At 61.1% G+C, this 14,119-nt stretch carries 10 protein-coding genes and 1 tRNA gene; 4 read left to right on the forward strand and 7 right to left on the reverse strand.

Annotated features, from left to right (window positions below; genetic code table 11):
• Positions 1–101: 101 nt before the first annotated feature.
• A complete protein-coding gene (locus AB0H22_RS08470; protein ID WP_358146237.1) occupies positions 102–872 on the reverse strand; it encodes a S1/P1 nuclease in 771 nt (256 codons plus the stop codon).
• A gap of 124 nt (positions 873–996) precedes the next feature.
• Between AB0H22_RS08470 and AB0H22_RS08475 the strand changes: the two genes are divergently transcribed.
• On the forward strand, positions 997–1,293 hold the full coding sequence (locus AB0H22_RS08475; protein WP_358146240.1) for a hypothetical protein: 297 nt from the start codon (positions 997–999) through the stop codon (positions 1,291–1,293).
• Between the two features lie 7 nt (positions 1,294–1,300).
• Here the strand turns inward: AB0H22_RS08475 and AB0H22_RS08480 are convergent, their stop codons facing one another.
• Entirely contained in the window at positions 1,301–3,664 is a 2,364-nt protein-coding gene (locus tag AB0H22_RS08480) for an arylsulfatase (protein WP_358146242.1), read from the reverse strand.
• 175 nt (positions 3,665–3,839) lie between these two features.
• Here AB0H22_RS08480 and AB0H22_RS08485 point away from each other — a divergent pair, with 175 nt between their 5' ends.
• The 3 genes from AB0H22_RS08485 (at position 3,840) to AB0H22_RS08495 (ending at position 7,119) form a co-directional block, all read left to right on the forward strand.
• The gene (locus AB0H22_RS08485; protein ID WP_358146244.1) at positions 3,840–4,655 is read left to right on the forward strand and encodes an RsiV family protein; all 816 of its coding nucleotides are present in this window, start codon (positions 3,840–3,842) and stop codon (positions 4,653–4,655) included.
• A 267-nt stretch (positions 4,656–4,922) separates the two neighbouring features.
• Positions 4,923–5,891 (forward strand): DUF6602 domain-containing protein, encoded by a 969-nt coding sequence (locus AB0H22_RS08490; protein ID WP_180751859.1) that lies wholly within the window; start codon positions 4,923–4,925, stop codon positions 5,889–5,891.
• A gap of 193 nt (positions 5,892–6,084) precedes the next feature.
• Positions 6,085–7,119, forward strand: coding sequence for a hypothetical protein (locus AB0H22_RS08495; RefSeq protein ID WP_358146246.1), 1,035 nt, complete (start codon positions 6,085–6,087; stop codon positions 7,117–7,119).
• A 683-nt stretch (positions 7,120–7,802) separates the two neighbouring features.
• On the opposite strand, the gene AB0H22_RS08500 is transcribed toward AB0H22_RS08495, so the two are convergent.
• The 5 genes from AB0H22_RS08500 to AB0H22_RS08520 form a co-directional block, all read right to left on the reverse strand.
• Complete coding sequence (locus AB0H22_RS08500; RefSeq protein WP_180751857.1) at positions 7,803–10,208, reverse strand: hypothetical protein; 2,406 nt, start codon at positions 10,206–10,208, stop codon at positions 7,803–7,805.
• Between the two features lie 541 nt (positions 10,209–10,749).
• Positions 10,750–10,823 (reverse strand) — tRNA-Ile (locus AB0H22_RS08505).
• 50 nt (positions 10,824–10,873) lie between these two features.
• Positions 10,874–12,433 (reverse strand): DUF4173 domain-containing protein, encoded by a 1,560-nt coding sequence (locus AB0H22_RS08510; protein ID WP_358146248.1) that lies wholly within the window; start codon positions 12,431–12,433, stop codon positions 10,874–10,876.
• Positions 12,430–13,452 carry a HAMP domain-containing sensor histidine kinase gene (locus AB0H22_RS08515; RefSeq protein WP_358146250.1) on the reverse strand — a complete coding sequence of 341 codons (1,023 nt, stop codon included), beginning with the start codon at positions 13,450–13,452 and terminating at the stop codon, positions 12,430–12,432. Before AB0H22_RS08515 ends, AB0H22_RS08510 begins: the two co-directional genes overlap by 4 nt.
• Complete coding sequence (locus AB0H22_RS08520) at positions 13,449–14,111, reverse strand: response regulator transcription factor (protein WP_358146685.1); 663 nt, start codon at positions 14,109–14,111, stop codon at positions 13,449–13,451. The genes AB0H22_RS08515 and AB0H22_RS08520 overlap by 4 nt, the downstream gene beginning before the upstream one ends.
• Positions 14,112–14,119 lie beyond the last annotated feature (8 nt).

Consider the following 14,119-nt stretch of genomic DNA (forward strand, 5'->3'; position numbering starts at 1 on the left):
CGACCCGATCAGCAGCTAGCCAACTGTGGTCACTGCTGATCCCCAATTCAGCGATAGTAGACCACTCGGATTGGACCCCAGACAGACAGCGCTGTCACGCATTAGCCGAGCGTGCCATTGATCAAGCGCGCGAGACGGTCACCGCCCAGCCGCAGTTGCGCCTCGGCAATGGGCCGGTATTCATTGGTGTAGTCGACGCCGATGGTCGAGGTGCTCGGGTAGGCGCCCACCGCTATCTGGCAGGTGGCCTGCGCCCAGTCGACAGGATCGGTGCCGCCGAGATCCGGGGCGGGCAGGCCCAGAATCGCGTGGGTGTACTGGGCGTCGTTCAGACCGCGGGTATTCAGTAATCCGCTGTCCCACAGCGAATGCAGATTGGTGGACCGGCCGTTGTAGGTCAGCGGGATGTCATTGCCACCGCGGTCGCGGGCGTATCCGTCGTGCATCGGCTGGTGAATATCCCCGACGAAATGCACGACGAACTTCAGCGCCTCCCGGCGTTCTGCATCGGGCTTGGACCGATCCGCGAGGATCGCGGTCTGGTTGCGGATCGCTTCGATGACGTTATTGCCATTGTCACCATTTATTGCGGGCACGTATTGGCAGTTGTTCTCGGCGATATCGGCGTAATGCCAGGGTGCGGTGTCCGGCCGGCTGGGCCGCACTTGGTCGGCCCAGTTCGCGACCCCGGCCAACGTCGGGTTGGCCTCACCGGCCAGCAGTCGGCTGACCTCGGCGCGCACGGCCGGGGTGAGCTCCGAATCGGCAACCGCCCCCACGATGTTGTGCCCCTGCGGGCCCCATGCGGCGGCCAGCGGGGCCGTCGCCAGCAGCAGGGCGAACGCGACCGCCAACGTACCAAGCCGTTTCATCACCCCTCCACGGTGACATAGTGCGGCGACGATGGCTCGGGTAGACACCTACTCGTTCTATGTGTTCACCGCATCGTCAATTTGTGCCTGCCTACGGGGCGTGACAGCGCGTAGCATCCGGTGCGTGAGTGAACCTGTGATCCGCGCAGGCAGCAGCATCTGGCGCCGCACCGATGGCAAGCACACGGGCGTGGGCCGGGACGAGCCCGCATCCGAGTGCGGCAGCGAGCCGGAGACAATCGAGACCAGCGAGCCTGGCCCCGTCTACATCTGGGATGGCGCGACGCCCGACGACCGGCAGGGCGGATTCGCCGTCGACGAGTACCACCCGGGGTCTGCGGTGACCGGGCAGATCGTGATCGTTGCCGCGCACAAGCCGCCGTTCGGTGAATGGGAACAACTCACCGAGTGGCCCGCCTAATCCTTGGCTAGTCCTTTGAGAAGGCCAGCGCCAACTTCTTCTCCAGGTTTTCGTACGGCTCCCCCGAGATGTCGACAACCACCTGGGCGATGGTCCCGCCGGTGAACGCGTACGGGACTCTGTAGGCCGAGGACACCCCCGAGCCGCTGTTACGCCCGACGGACAAGCCGGCCCCGGCCAACCCGAATGTGCCCGGGTGGGTTTCGACGCCCGGCAGTGACCCGACGACCTGTTCGTCGATGAAGAGCGTCACGTCGCCGACTGGGGTATGACTGCCCGCGACGGTGCCGGTCTTGGCGAAACGGGCGCCGAGCACATGCGCGCCCAGCGGCACCGCGCCCGACGAGGACACCTTCTGCTCCTTCTCCCCCATGAAGTTGTAGATGTAGTGCAGCCGCCCGTCCTGCATGAACAGCACGTGCCCGCCGTGGGCGCCGCCCTGTTTGAAGATGACCCCCTCGGCTCCCGTCGTGTCGATCGATACCTCGGCGAGCACCGAGAACGACTGTCCCCGAATCTCTACCGCAGCACCGAGACCGACTTCGGCGGTGTTCGGGTAGTAGATGAACGAGGTGCACTCACCGGCCAGGTACGGGCGCCACCTGGTCAGGGTTTCGAGGATGTTCAGGTCGGCCAGCGGCAGGCCGTTGTATTTGGCGGCCTCATCGAACCAGAGCTGTTTGAGCTCTTCGAGTTTCGCGGGCTCGGCCTGCGCAAGGTCGCGACACTGGCTGCGGTCGGACTCGATGTGGAACAGCTCCCAACGGTCCTTGTCGAAGTTCGACCAGCCCGACGGGGTGGCGGCGTGCACGGTGTTGGCGAACCAACCCTTGTGCCAGATGCCACGGGTGCCGAGCATTGTGTAGAACTGGGTGTCCTTGCCGGTCTGTGCTTTTGGGTCCTTAAGTGCCGCGGTGAAACTCACGCCGTCAAGCGGTTTCTGGGCGATGCCCTTCACCGCCTCGGGGGGCGTCATGCCCAGCAGGTCGTAGATCGTGGGAGTGATATCGCTGACGTTGACGTAGGTGTCGCGGACTTCGCCATGTGCGGCGATCCCGTTGGGCCAGCTGATGATTGCGGTGTCGGCGATACCGCCCTCGTGGGAGGCGTAGCGCTTGTAGAGCTTGTAGGGCGTGTTGAAAGCCATCGCCCAGCCGATTGGGTAGTGGTTGTAGGTGTCGGTGCCGCCGAGGTTGTCGTAGAACCGCAGGCTCTCTTCGGCGGTGTCGATGTAGCCGTTGAAGAACTTCACCTCGTTGACCGAGCCGCTGGGGCCGCCCTCGCCGCTGGCCCCGTTGTCGGAGATCACCACGATGATGGTGTTGTCGAGCTGGCCCGACTCCTCCAGATAGTCCAGAACCCGGCCGATCTGGTCGTCGGTGTAACTCAAGAACCCCGCGAAGACCTCGGCCATGCGGGAGAACAGGCGCTTCTCCTCGTCGTTGAGCGAGTCCCATGGACGCACGGTGTCCTGTAGCGGCCAGGGTTCCGCGTTGGGGCCCTTCACGTCGAGATATGGGTTAACAGGCGATAATTCGGTATCCGGCGGGACGATGCCGAGCTTCTTCTGGTTCTCGAGGACGATCTCGCGGTAGTCCTCATAGCCCATGTCGAATTTCCCGGCGTACTTGTCGGCCCATTCCTTGAAGACGTGGTGTGGGGCGTGCCCGGCGCCGGGGCAGACGTAGGAGAACCAGGGCTTGTCGGGGGCGATCACCTTGGCGTCGCGGATGAATTCGATGGTCTTGTCGGCGATGTCCTTGGACAGGTGGTAACCGTCTTCGGGGGTGGCGGGCGGGGTGACGGGGTGGTTGTCGTAGACAAGGTCCGGGTACCACTGGTCGGTCTCGCCGCCCATGAAGCCGTAGAACCGCTCGAAGCCGCGCGAGAGTGGCCAATGTCGTTTGGTGGCCCCGAGATTCGCTTCTTCCAGCGGCGTCAGGTGCCACTTCCCGACGCAGTAGGTGTTCCAGCCCTTTTCGGCGAGCACCTCCGAGAGCAGCGCGGTGTCGAACGGGATACGGCCGTTGCAGTTCGGGAAGCCGTCGGTGAATTCCTCGATGGTGGCCATGCCCACGGTGGTGGCGTTGCGGCCGGTGAGCAGCGATGCCCGGGTAGGCGAACAGAGCGCGGTGGTGTGGAACTGCGAAAGCCTGACGCCGCGCTCGGCGATGCGGCTCATGGCAGGCATCTCAACCAAGCCGCCGAAGCAGTCCCAGGTGGCGATCCCGGTGTCATCCCAGACGAGATACAGGATGTTGGGGGCACCCTCCGGAGCCGTCGGAGCGGCGTAGGGAGTCCAGTCAGGCTCGGAATCCCTGATGTCCAAGGCGATCTTGCCGTTGAAGTCGTTGTCTGGTGATCCCGTCATGGCCGCTCCCTTGTAGGGGTTTCAAGATCCAAGAACGGTGTGATCGTAGCGAGGTGATGAAGCCGCTGAGAGGGCTTCCACCCGAATATCAGGCAACTCCAAGGGCCCAGTCAGTTCGGTGGCTCAGTTCACCGGTCCAGGCACCTGGTTCACCTTGCGAAGTTAGAGTGCGTACGTGCCCTCCTTATCCATGCGCTCTGTGAGCGTGTCCGTGCTGGCCACCGTTGCCGCCATCTTCGGTTCTGCTGGCGTGGCGGTGGCGGCGCCACACGATTACTGCGCCGACCTCAAGGGCAGCAATACCGGCAAGACGTGTGAGATCCGCCTCTCCGATACCGGGTACAGCGTCGACATCACCATTCCGCTGAACTACCCGGACCAAAAGCCGATCGCCGAATACGTCGCCAAGACGCGCGACGCGTTCCTCAACACGGCCAAGTCTGGCGCGCCCCGTAGTACGCCGTCTCAGTTGACCATCAAGCCGACGGAATACACCTCGGCGATTCCCCCGCGCGGCACGCAGACCGTGGTGTTCAAGGTGTACCAAAACGCCGGCAGCGCGCAGCCGCAGACGACGTACAAGGCATACAACTGGGACCAGAGCTATCGCAAGGCGATCATCTACACGGCCGCAGCGGACGACAAAGAAAATGTGCCGCTATGGCAGGTGGACGATCCGCTGAAGACCGTCGCGCCGGTCGTCCAGGCTCAACTGCAGCAACAGCTGGCACCGCCGGTCGCGCCTCCCACGCCGACTACAACCTCGGGACAGCCGACTACCACCACGTCGGCCACCACTACGACGCCACCTCCCCCACCGCCGCTGCCGTTCTCACCGGCTTCGCTGTACAACCCTGCCAACTACCAGAATTTCGCGGTGCTCAACGACGGGGTGATGTTCTTCTTCGACCAAGGCGCGATATTGCCCGACTCATACGGGGCGTTGCAGGTGCTGGTGCCGCGGTCGGCGATCGACCCGATGCTTACGTAGCGCTTTCGACTTCTTCTCGGTCACCGAGATGAAGACGCGGGCGTATCCGGCTTGGCGACAAGGCATCTCATCGCCTCGCTGTCATGCCGACTGTGGGTGGCGTTGCGTCCGTCGAGCAGCGATGCCCCCGACGGGTGAGAGCGCACTTACAGCACAGGCCACCGAAGCCCCCCGTATCTCTCTGTCTCCACGGATCAAAGCCCGGTTGTATGGACGCACCCTTCAAACCTCCGTTGTTCTATCGACGGCGCTGGCTACCATCGGGCCATGCAGCACGAACATCACCAGTGGCTGGAGGACGTGAACCGGTCCATCGTTGAAGCCTACGAACGTGAGCAAGAAGCAGCGCGTCAAGCGAACAAGATCCAAGAAGTTGGCCATGGTGTTGAGTCAGTCTGGGATGAAGTGCTCTCAGATTGGCTACCTCCTGACTATGAGATCCGTAAGCGCAAGTACCTGCTGCTTGAGACGGAAGATGGACCTGCCAAGTCGAGAGAGGTCGATCTGGTTGTGTTCCATCCCCACTATCCGAAGCCACTTCGGAAGAAGCGCGATGTTCTGGCATCGGGAGTCGCCGCTGCGTTCAGCGTGAAGCGCACGGTCAACCGCAAAGAGATCGCTGAAGCTTATGAACAAGCCGCGATGATCCGACAGGGTATGAAGATTCGTGAGGGGACACCACGGGATCACCTGGCACCACCCATGTTTTTCGGCCTTCTGGCCGAGTCGCATAGCTGGAAGAAGGCCGACGATCCGAAGCTCAAGGTGAAGGCTTTGGTTGAGGGGTTCGACAAGGACGTCAGAACGCCTCGTGACGGGCTCGACATGCTGTGCGTAGCCGATCTCGGTTATTGGGTTCGCTCAACATCGATCGTCAAGGGCGAAATTCTACGTTCGATGAGGATGCCGCTCTCGCTAGCGCAGAACATACCCCCGGAGATAGCCGAGCTTATGAGCGGGCAAGACATCGTGATGTCTGGGCTCCGTCACGATTACGACGACGAAGATCCACTATCCCCGCTCGCTCATTTAATTGGATCGCTGTGGGGAAAGCTAGCCATCAATGACAAGACTCTCCGGCCGCTAGCAGATGGTTTCCGAATTACGAAGACCTACCCTGATCGCGGGGGTCTCACGTTCAGGCGGTGGCCCCTTGTTGAGGTGACGAACGAGCACATCGCCAAGAACGTGAAGAGGGGATTCATCCCAAACGCTGATTGGCAGTACTTGTTCTAGCTACTCTCCAAATGCTCAGATCGGCTGCCAGGGAACGCGATCGACCGTTGATTCGACCCACATCACCGCCCGCGACCTGTCCCTGACCGCCAAACTGCGCTTGGATGAAGAGGCACGTCGGGCTGCAACGCCAGGACGCCAGGCGCCACAACGCCGGCGACTCATGCCGACACCAGGAGGGGAGGAGACAAAGGTGACCAAGGAGCGCATCGAAGGCGATATGTCATGCGACGCGGGATTTCTGGTCCTGCCCGAGTGTCTGGATCAGAGCTACGAGTCGCGTATGCCCTGCTTCCCGCTGACGGTGAGGCTCCCCAGGTTTGATCCGGACGTGCATCACCACAATCTCATCGCGCCCCACTCCAATTTCCGAGCCGAACGAGATAAAAGGGATGCGGCAGAAGCCCATTACGCCGGTGATAGCGCATGGGGGTCCATGCAAGAGTGGAGCGACCCGGACCCCTCGGAAGACTGGAACACTGCCGTCCTCCCGCCGAAATACTTCGTAGTGGAGCAACTTCGCTTCATCACAGAAGGCGCAGCAGGCGATGATGACGAGTTTCAGCACACTCGCGACCATCTGGTCACACACCGAACTACCTGGTGGTCGTTGCTGGCGGACTGGATCGGAGTGGTAAGCATGCAGGACCTGATCGAACTCGGCAGACAGCGGCGTCAGTCATTCAGTCGGACAACTATGTGGATCACTGAGCCGCGGTACGGGCAGGAGCCAGGGTTTTCTTGGGTTCAGATGCCTCAACTACGGCCGTATGTCGGAGATCCTTTGACTAAGGCTCAGCTGGAAAGGTGCATGTCGCTTACCGGCGAAGCGAGGCAGCCACCCGATGCCCGGCTGATGCTTCGGGATGCGCGCTCACTCCTGAACACAGGGGAATATCGTCGAGCCATTCTCGACGCGGGTACGGCCGCGGAACTTGCCCTCACGGCAAGACTCGACGCGCATCTCGCGGTCAACAGCAACCCCGACATGGCCGAAGCGCTGATGGACAAGCACAGGATGCTTGGGCCCCTAACAGAGCTTGCGAAGAAGTTAAAGGTCGCCGCACTGCCCGACCGGTTCGGGCCGCAAGTGATCGAGCCACGAAACAAGGCCGTGCACGGCGGTAAGGAGATGACGAAGGACGTCGCCGAGAAGGCGGTGGCGACCACTTCGGAATTACTCCAAGCAACCCACCCGCTGTCAGATTTCGACTTTCCGTCAGCCTGAACACAGGTTTCCTTGCCTGTTATCGCCACACAACGCCGCACAGCATGGCGCAGGTGTTCGATGCTCCCGTCCTATCGCATCGCTGGGGCCGGTCACACAGATCACGCAGACCAGCTTTACCGGAGCTGGCGTATCGCCTGACTGCTCTGAACTACCACCACGCTCATCGCGTAGCACTTGCGACGATTCGATTCGTTAGCACGATGTCGTGGATAACCGCTGCTATCCAACTGGTTTCGGATATGTGTTCGCCACCGCTAACAGACCTGCGAAACGGGTGGGCGCCGGCTATCTTGCGTTAGGTCGAGCCGATCCGCCAGCGTCAGATGCCGGTTCACCGATAACACCCCACTATGGCACGGTCGGGAACTATCGGACTGTCGGTTCGAATGGGTTGCGCACCATAGCTGGCCATCGCAGGTCCCTCTGTACTAAGCGTCGGCCCCAACCCTGCCATCCGTGACGCTCTTCCAGACAACTCGCGGCCTCGGTGCTTGCGGCCATTTGTGCAGCCGATCAGATGCTGGCTCGGGAAGTGTTGGGCCTATGGCGAGCAGACCAACGCCAGCTCGCCCAACGCGCCGGGCGAGGCAGCTTCAGTGGGTCACCTGCGATGGACGACTTGTATCTGGCGGAACCACCGATGCACCTAGCGGCTCACGTTCTATCGATTCAAGACAAATTCACCTCGAGGCCTGGACGTCAGACTTATGTGCAGGCGCATCCTCGGCCGCCAAGGAGCCGGGCCCTCGACGTCGTCGGTTGGGAAACCCTTGCCAGATCTCCGAGAACTCGCTTGGGTACCTGGGCGTGAACCTCAGAACTTCGTTTGGATCGCCAAAACTTGCTGCGCGAAGAAGATACTGGGCCTCCACTAATCGCGGCAGGCCCATCCAATCAAGTGTTGTAGGCCTCGCAAAGAAATGCTCGTAGCTTCGAGGTCCGATGAATTCATGGATTCGTTGACCCCACCGATCTTGGACCACGGCTGCTGGGGAGAACATAAGACGACAGAAGCCCATGTTTTCGATCTTACTAACGCTTTGCCGGGTCGCCTCAAGGGCATTCTCAATACGGGTGACATTAGGCGCAATTCGACGATAATGCATGTAGTCGTTACGGACTTGGTTGACTTCAGCTTTGGCCATCGATTGCGAAATTTGCTCTAAACTCTCTATGATGCGATCTTGACTGGGTCTGGAGAGGTCAAGAAACGGCAAAGTTGAACGCAAAAGGTAACGCTTAAGTTCGGTCTTACCATCAAACTCCGGAATCTCCGCGGCCGGACGCTCGTAAAGTTCTGGTGTAACGCGGCAGCGGTCGAGATGCTTAGCGAGCACCCGAAAGCCGTCCATGAGAGCTCGAAGATCGACGCGCGAACCGGTGTAGTCGATATCGTAAGTACCGCCAGCGGATTCTATAACCCAAGCACTTTGCAGTAGAGCCAGACCCGCCTCACGGTCATCCGAGTTATCGTAAGTGAACGGCATGTCCGTTCTGGTGTGATCTACAAGCAAGGCCCATGATGTAAACGCGAGAGAATCGAGCAGAAGACCCTCAAGTATCGTGAAATAGGGCATTGCGGTTTCTTGAAAACGCTCCGAACTGCTTGCCACCGTCAGCGACTGTGTAAGCGCCCAGAGACGTTCGTGCCGCTCCCAAAATGACTTATGCGGATCCTCGTCCGACTCGATAGGAAAACCGAGTTTCCAGAGCAGCGTCTCGATAAGGGCCGTATCCGTTAATCCTTCATCGTGATCAACCCCGACTTCATGGCAGGCGGTGACTGCATTAGATTTGCGTGCCAAGACAAGGCGTCTGAGCGCTTCCGTAGGAGCCTTAGTTTGGTAAAAATGCTCTAACTTTTCATCAAGATCCTCGATATCGATCCCCCGCAACTGCCACTCGAGCTCTTGAACGTCGGTACCCGGTTCGCGCACATAGAGCTTGTTGAGGAGTCGACGTTCTCGCAGCAGTGCAAGACCAGGATCATCCGAGACGAAGCGGACTCCGTAATGCCCCAGCTCGGCATGCAGGCGGAACGCGCCTGAACGGACGTTGCGGTTGACGACGGGTCTGCGCACATCACCCCGCGGCACCTTAATATCTCCCGCACGAACCAACCGATCGAGAGCACAAGCAATCGGTTCTTCTCTTGCAAGTAGAACTATTTGAAGCAACTCGGCCCTACCGAGAGCCTCGACACATGATCTGGCGTCGCCAACGTTCAGAAATGGCGAGACGGCCTCACGAAGCTGACCCTTAGTGTTGTCAAACAGATTGGATACCAGGCTCCGCAACTCGCCATCCGACAACGTATCGCCGACTAGTGGCAGCAATACCGCAATCTGCTGGTCGCCGTAGCGAGTGCTTGCTCCACCGCTGAGCTCTGCAGCGTATTGCCACCAGTCGCTAGCGTCTGCAGGCATATTTTGGAGGGCGTCTTCCAACTTCACACGATCGCGATTTATTGACGCGTTGCTTCCCGTTTGTAACGAAACTGGATGGATCGCAAGGCACGCGGGAACCGAGCAGTGGTAACCGGGTACGCGTCGACTTGCCGATATCTTCCGGGGCTCAGAGCTTTGGCATACTCCGTAGGGACCAATCGTAAAAACTCCATATTGGAAGACACCGCTAGGCAGCTTCTCTAAAAGTCGAAGAGTCTCTTCGTTGGACAGGAATTCCCGCTCGTCATCGAACATTTCTGCATAGGTATCATAGAATTCACGGCCATAGATAAATGGGAATCTGATTGCACCCTTCTTAATCCCCGCGTCGATAGCCTCAGAGAGCTTGATGATGTCGGTCGCATCGATATCAACGAAAATTTCATCATGCCCCAGAGTTAGCGCGCACATGAGGCGCGCGTCCTTCGCATTTACTTTTTGCCGAAGCAGTCGGCCCATTAGCTTGTTGCCGGCCTCGCTCAACTTTATAGCCGCGTTTAACTCATCCGAGACAACATAGTTGTCAGAAATGATGCAGTCTGCGAGAGCCTCCATCAGTCCACAGAACTCTATGAATTTTTCCCGCCAATCTACATCCGGGTAGTCAACTTTGAGCTGATCGACCGTTCGGCCCGCCATCGCACCTCCATCTAGTCAAGCGGATGCTGGTACGTCCTAACGACGCACGCCACGAGGTCACCACTTTAGGCTCAATTGGTAGCTGATCGATCAGATTGCACGAATCAGTCCCCGCAAGCCGATACAACCTGGCTTTCATCAAGACGCAGCAGCCAAGCACAGCTTGCCGACTCACGTCACTGCAACACCGCGCAATCAACACTCGCTGCCCGCAGATCGCGCGAAACCTCCGACCCAAGTTAGGACACCACTGTGAAGGCCGGCTAGAACGCAAAAGCAGCAGAGGCAGATCGAAGTACCGATCGGTGTGCATAAGGCCAGCGCATCGCTTCGCCGTCGCATCTATTCTCGATAGCTAGGTTAGAGGCCAAGTCACCGCTTTGCGCCCACCGAATTAAGGAGCCCGCTGACGCCACAACAAAACGACGACCGGGAGCACTCATAATCGGACCCCAGGACTTAAAGCCATTGCGTCGGATGTGTGTTCTCAGGCCACCTGCACCCCAGTGCAGAACATCAACCCCGGCCAACCATTCAGAAGTAGGGCGGGCGGGGCTCGAACCCGCGACCAATGGATTATGAGTCCACGGCTCTAACCAACTGAGCTACCGCCCCTAGCAGCACTGAACTCTAGCCGATCGGCTGCTAAGGCCCTGGAAGCCAGGTCACCTACCGTCGCGATCCACGTTGCAAGAGGTCGGCTTGACCTCAGCAGCCCGGATGTTCTCCCGGCTCACGTTGTACTCGTACCAGGCGGCCGTCGCCCGCTGTTGTTCCGCGATTCTCCCCTGCACGCATACCCGCACCTCCTCGGGCAGCGACTTCGTCGCCGCGAAAGCATCCGAGGACAACCTCCCCATGTACCACTGATCGATCTTTCCGGTCTGCTCAAAGAATTCGACATTGCGCTGCGCCACATAGCTTTCGGGGTTGAAGATCGCCAGCCCCAGCATCCCGAACGCGCCGACCGCCACCACCGCCGTCGGCAACCACCGCGCGCTCATCCGGATGCCCGCGACCAGGATCAGCATCAACACCAGCCCCATGCCCAGCTCGATCCAGCGCACTAGCAGCCGCTCCACGCTGTACCCGTAGGCGTTCTCATACAACGACATCCGGTGAATAGCCGACGCCACGATTACCAGTGTGGTCAGGCAAAGCCCACCAATCAGCACCCGCAGGTACAGCCTGTCGCGGTCATCGGCGCGACCCGCCACCCGGATCGCCACCGCGATCACCCCCATCACCAGGATGGTGACGAACAGCAGCTGCCAGAAGCCCTGCCGCGCATACTCGGCGTAGGTCAACCCCTCAGTGACCTGCACATGCTCATCTCCCCCGAACAACACCGAGATCTGCACGCCCACAAACGCGATGAACAGCAGATTCAGCGCTGCCAGCGGCAAGCTCCACTCCCAGCGCGGCAGCTTCTTGGGTTCCGTCGGCGCCAGCCGGTCAAAGCTCGGCGGCTTGGACAGCACGTAGATGGCACCCAACGCGAACCCGCCGACCAGCACGCCCACCACCACGCGCCCGATCACATCGCCGAAGGACACGAACGGCAGCACCCCGCTGATCAGCGCTCTGAATCGCGCATCGGCGTCGGCCAGCAGGGCCCCGAATGCCGCCACCAGGCCGAGCGTGATCAGCACGACGATGGCCGCACGGTCCGGGTTGATCTTGCGGCCGCGTGACATCGTGCGGCTGCCGCGCCGCATCCAGCCCGCCACCCGGAAAGGCGCTCTCAGCATCACGAACTGCCCGTAGATCAAGCCTGTCCACGTCCGCGCCGGTGCCAGCGCGTAGACGAACAGTGCCAGCGAGGTCAGGACGCACAGCGCGACAAGCCATCCCGCATCACGCACGGTCGGCACTACCACCAGGCACAGCGCCAGTAGCAGCGCACCAATGCGCGTGGACGTCCACTGCACCCTCTGCGTTGCGAAGGCTGCGAGCGCCACCGCGAACGCGGTCAGCGTCCAGCCCAGACCCGGAAGCGAAGACCGCCAGCACAGCGCCGCGACCAGCCCGGCGCCGATACCGCTGAGCAGCGCGCCCTGCGTCATCTTGGAGCGGATGTCCCGCGGCCATGCCGTCAGGAACCGCGTGGGCGGCCCGAAGATCGGCACCGGCGGGCGCGGCACGGGCGGCCCTGCGGGCGCACCCGGAACTGGAGCCCCCGGAATCGGATACGGCTGCGGCGGCACTATCGAACCAGTTGTCATGAATTCCCCTCCTGTGAATCTGAATCAAACTGCGGCAATGTGACTCGCACCCGGCAGCCGGGTGCATCCAAGATTTCGATGCGACCGCCGTGTAGATCGACGGCCCATTGCGCGATGGCCAGCCCCAAACCGGTGCCGCCATCGCGCGATCCCCCATGGGTGAATCGCTCGAATACCCTTGATCTTTCGTGCGCGGCGATGCCGGGCCCGGTGTCGGCGACCTCCAGCAGCAGAGCGTCGTTCTCGGTGCGCGCGAACACCGACACCTGTCCCCCGGGCGGGCTGTGCCGCGAGGCGTTGTCCAGCAGGTTGGCCACCACTTGATGCAGCCGGGCGGTATCGGCGACCGCATTCAGATCGAATGGCTCAACCGTCACGTGATAGCGCACCGGTCGCCCGATCGTCTTCACCTCAGCGACTGCGTCGTCCACGAACTCACGCACCGCGAACGATCTGCGTTGCACCGGAACCGATCCGTTTTCCAGCTTCGACAGATCCAGCAGATCATCGACCAGCCGGCCCAACCTTTCGGTCTGCGCCAGTGCGGTTTTCAGCGTCGCCGGGTCCGGTTCGGCCACCCCGTCGACGATGTTCTCCAGCACCGCCTGCAGCGCCGTGATCGGCGTACGCAGCTCATGCGAGACATTCCCGACCAGCTCACGCCGATATCGCTCCGCGGACTGCAGCTCGGCCGCCATGTGATTGAAAGCCGTTGCCAGCTGGCCTACTTCGTCACGGGAGGTCGAACGAATCCGGCGCGAGTAGTCGCCCTGCGCCATCGACCGGGCCGCTGCCGTCATATCGCGCAGCGGAGAGGTCATCCCGTGCGCCAGAAACCACGTCACCCCAAACGACACAAACAACGCGAGCGTGAGCGCGTACCGCAGCTTCCACTCTGCGGTGATCCAGAGAAGGCACGTGGCAATCAGCAGCGCCACCCCGACCAGCACCGCCGTCTTGAACTTGAAGGAGCGCAACGGATCCAGCGGGCGCGGTAGAAGTTCCAGCAGTTGACTCATCGTGGCACCTCCAGTGCATACCCGATCCCGTGCACGGTGCGAATCAGCTCTTGACCAAGCTTGCGCCGCAGCGCCTTGATGTGGCTGTCCACGGTGCGCTGGCCCGACGGCAGCCCCTCGCTCCAGCCCCACACCTGATCGAGCAGGCGCTCCCGGGTGATCGCCACCCGCGGATTGCCGGCTAGGTACGCCAGCAGATCGAACTCGGTGCGCGTCAGATGCACCTCATCGTCCCGGTGGTACACCCGGCGTTCGGAGACGTCGATCCGCACGTAACCCACCTGCATATCGGTGCTCGGCGCCGCGGCTCGCTCGGTGCGGCGCAGCAGCGCCGCGACTCGGGCAACCAGCACCCGCATGCTGAACGGCTTGGGCAGATAGTCGTCGGCACCCACCCCCAGGCCCACCAGCATGTCGGTCTCGGTGCCGCGCGCGGTGAGCATCAGCACGGGAATCGGCGCGTGCGCCTGCACCTGGCGGCAGACCTCCAGGCCGTCGAGCCCGGGCAACATGACGTCCAGCACCATCAGGTCCGGCGGGTTTTCGCGGCAATGCCGCACCGCATCGAGGCCGTTGTCCTCGGTATCTACGGCATACCCCTCGGCGCGAAGCCGCGCGGAGATGGACGCACAGATAGTGGGCTCGTCATCGACAACCAAGATTCTTC

The organism is Mycobacterium sp. NPDC050853 (genome assembly GCF_040653875.1).
Classification (GTDB): domain Bacteria; phylum Actinomycetota; class Actinomycetes; order Mycobacteriales; family Mycobacteriaceae; genus Mycobacterium.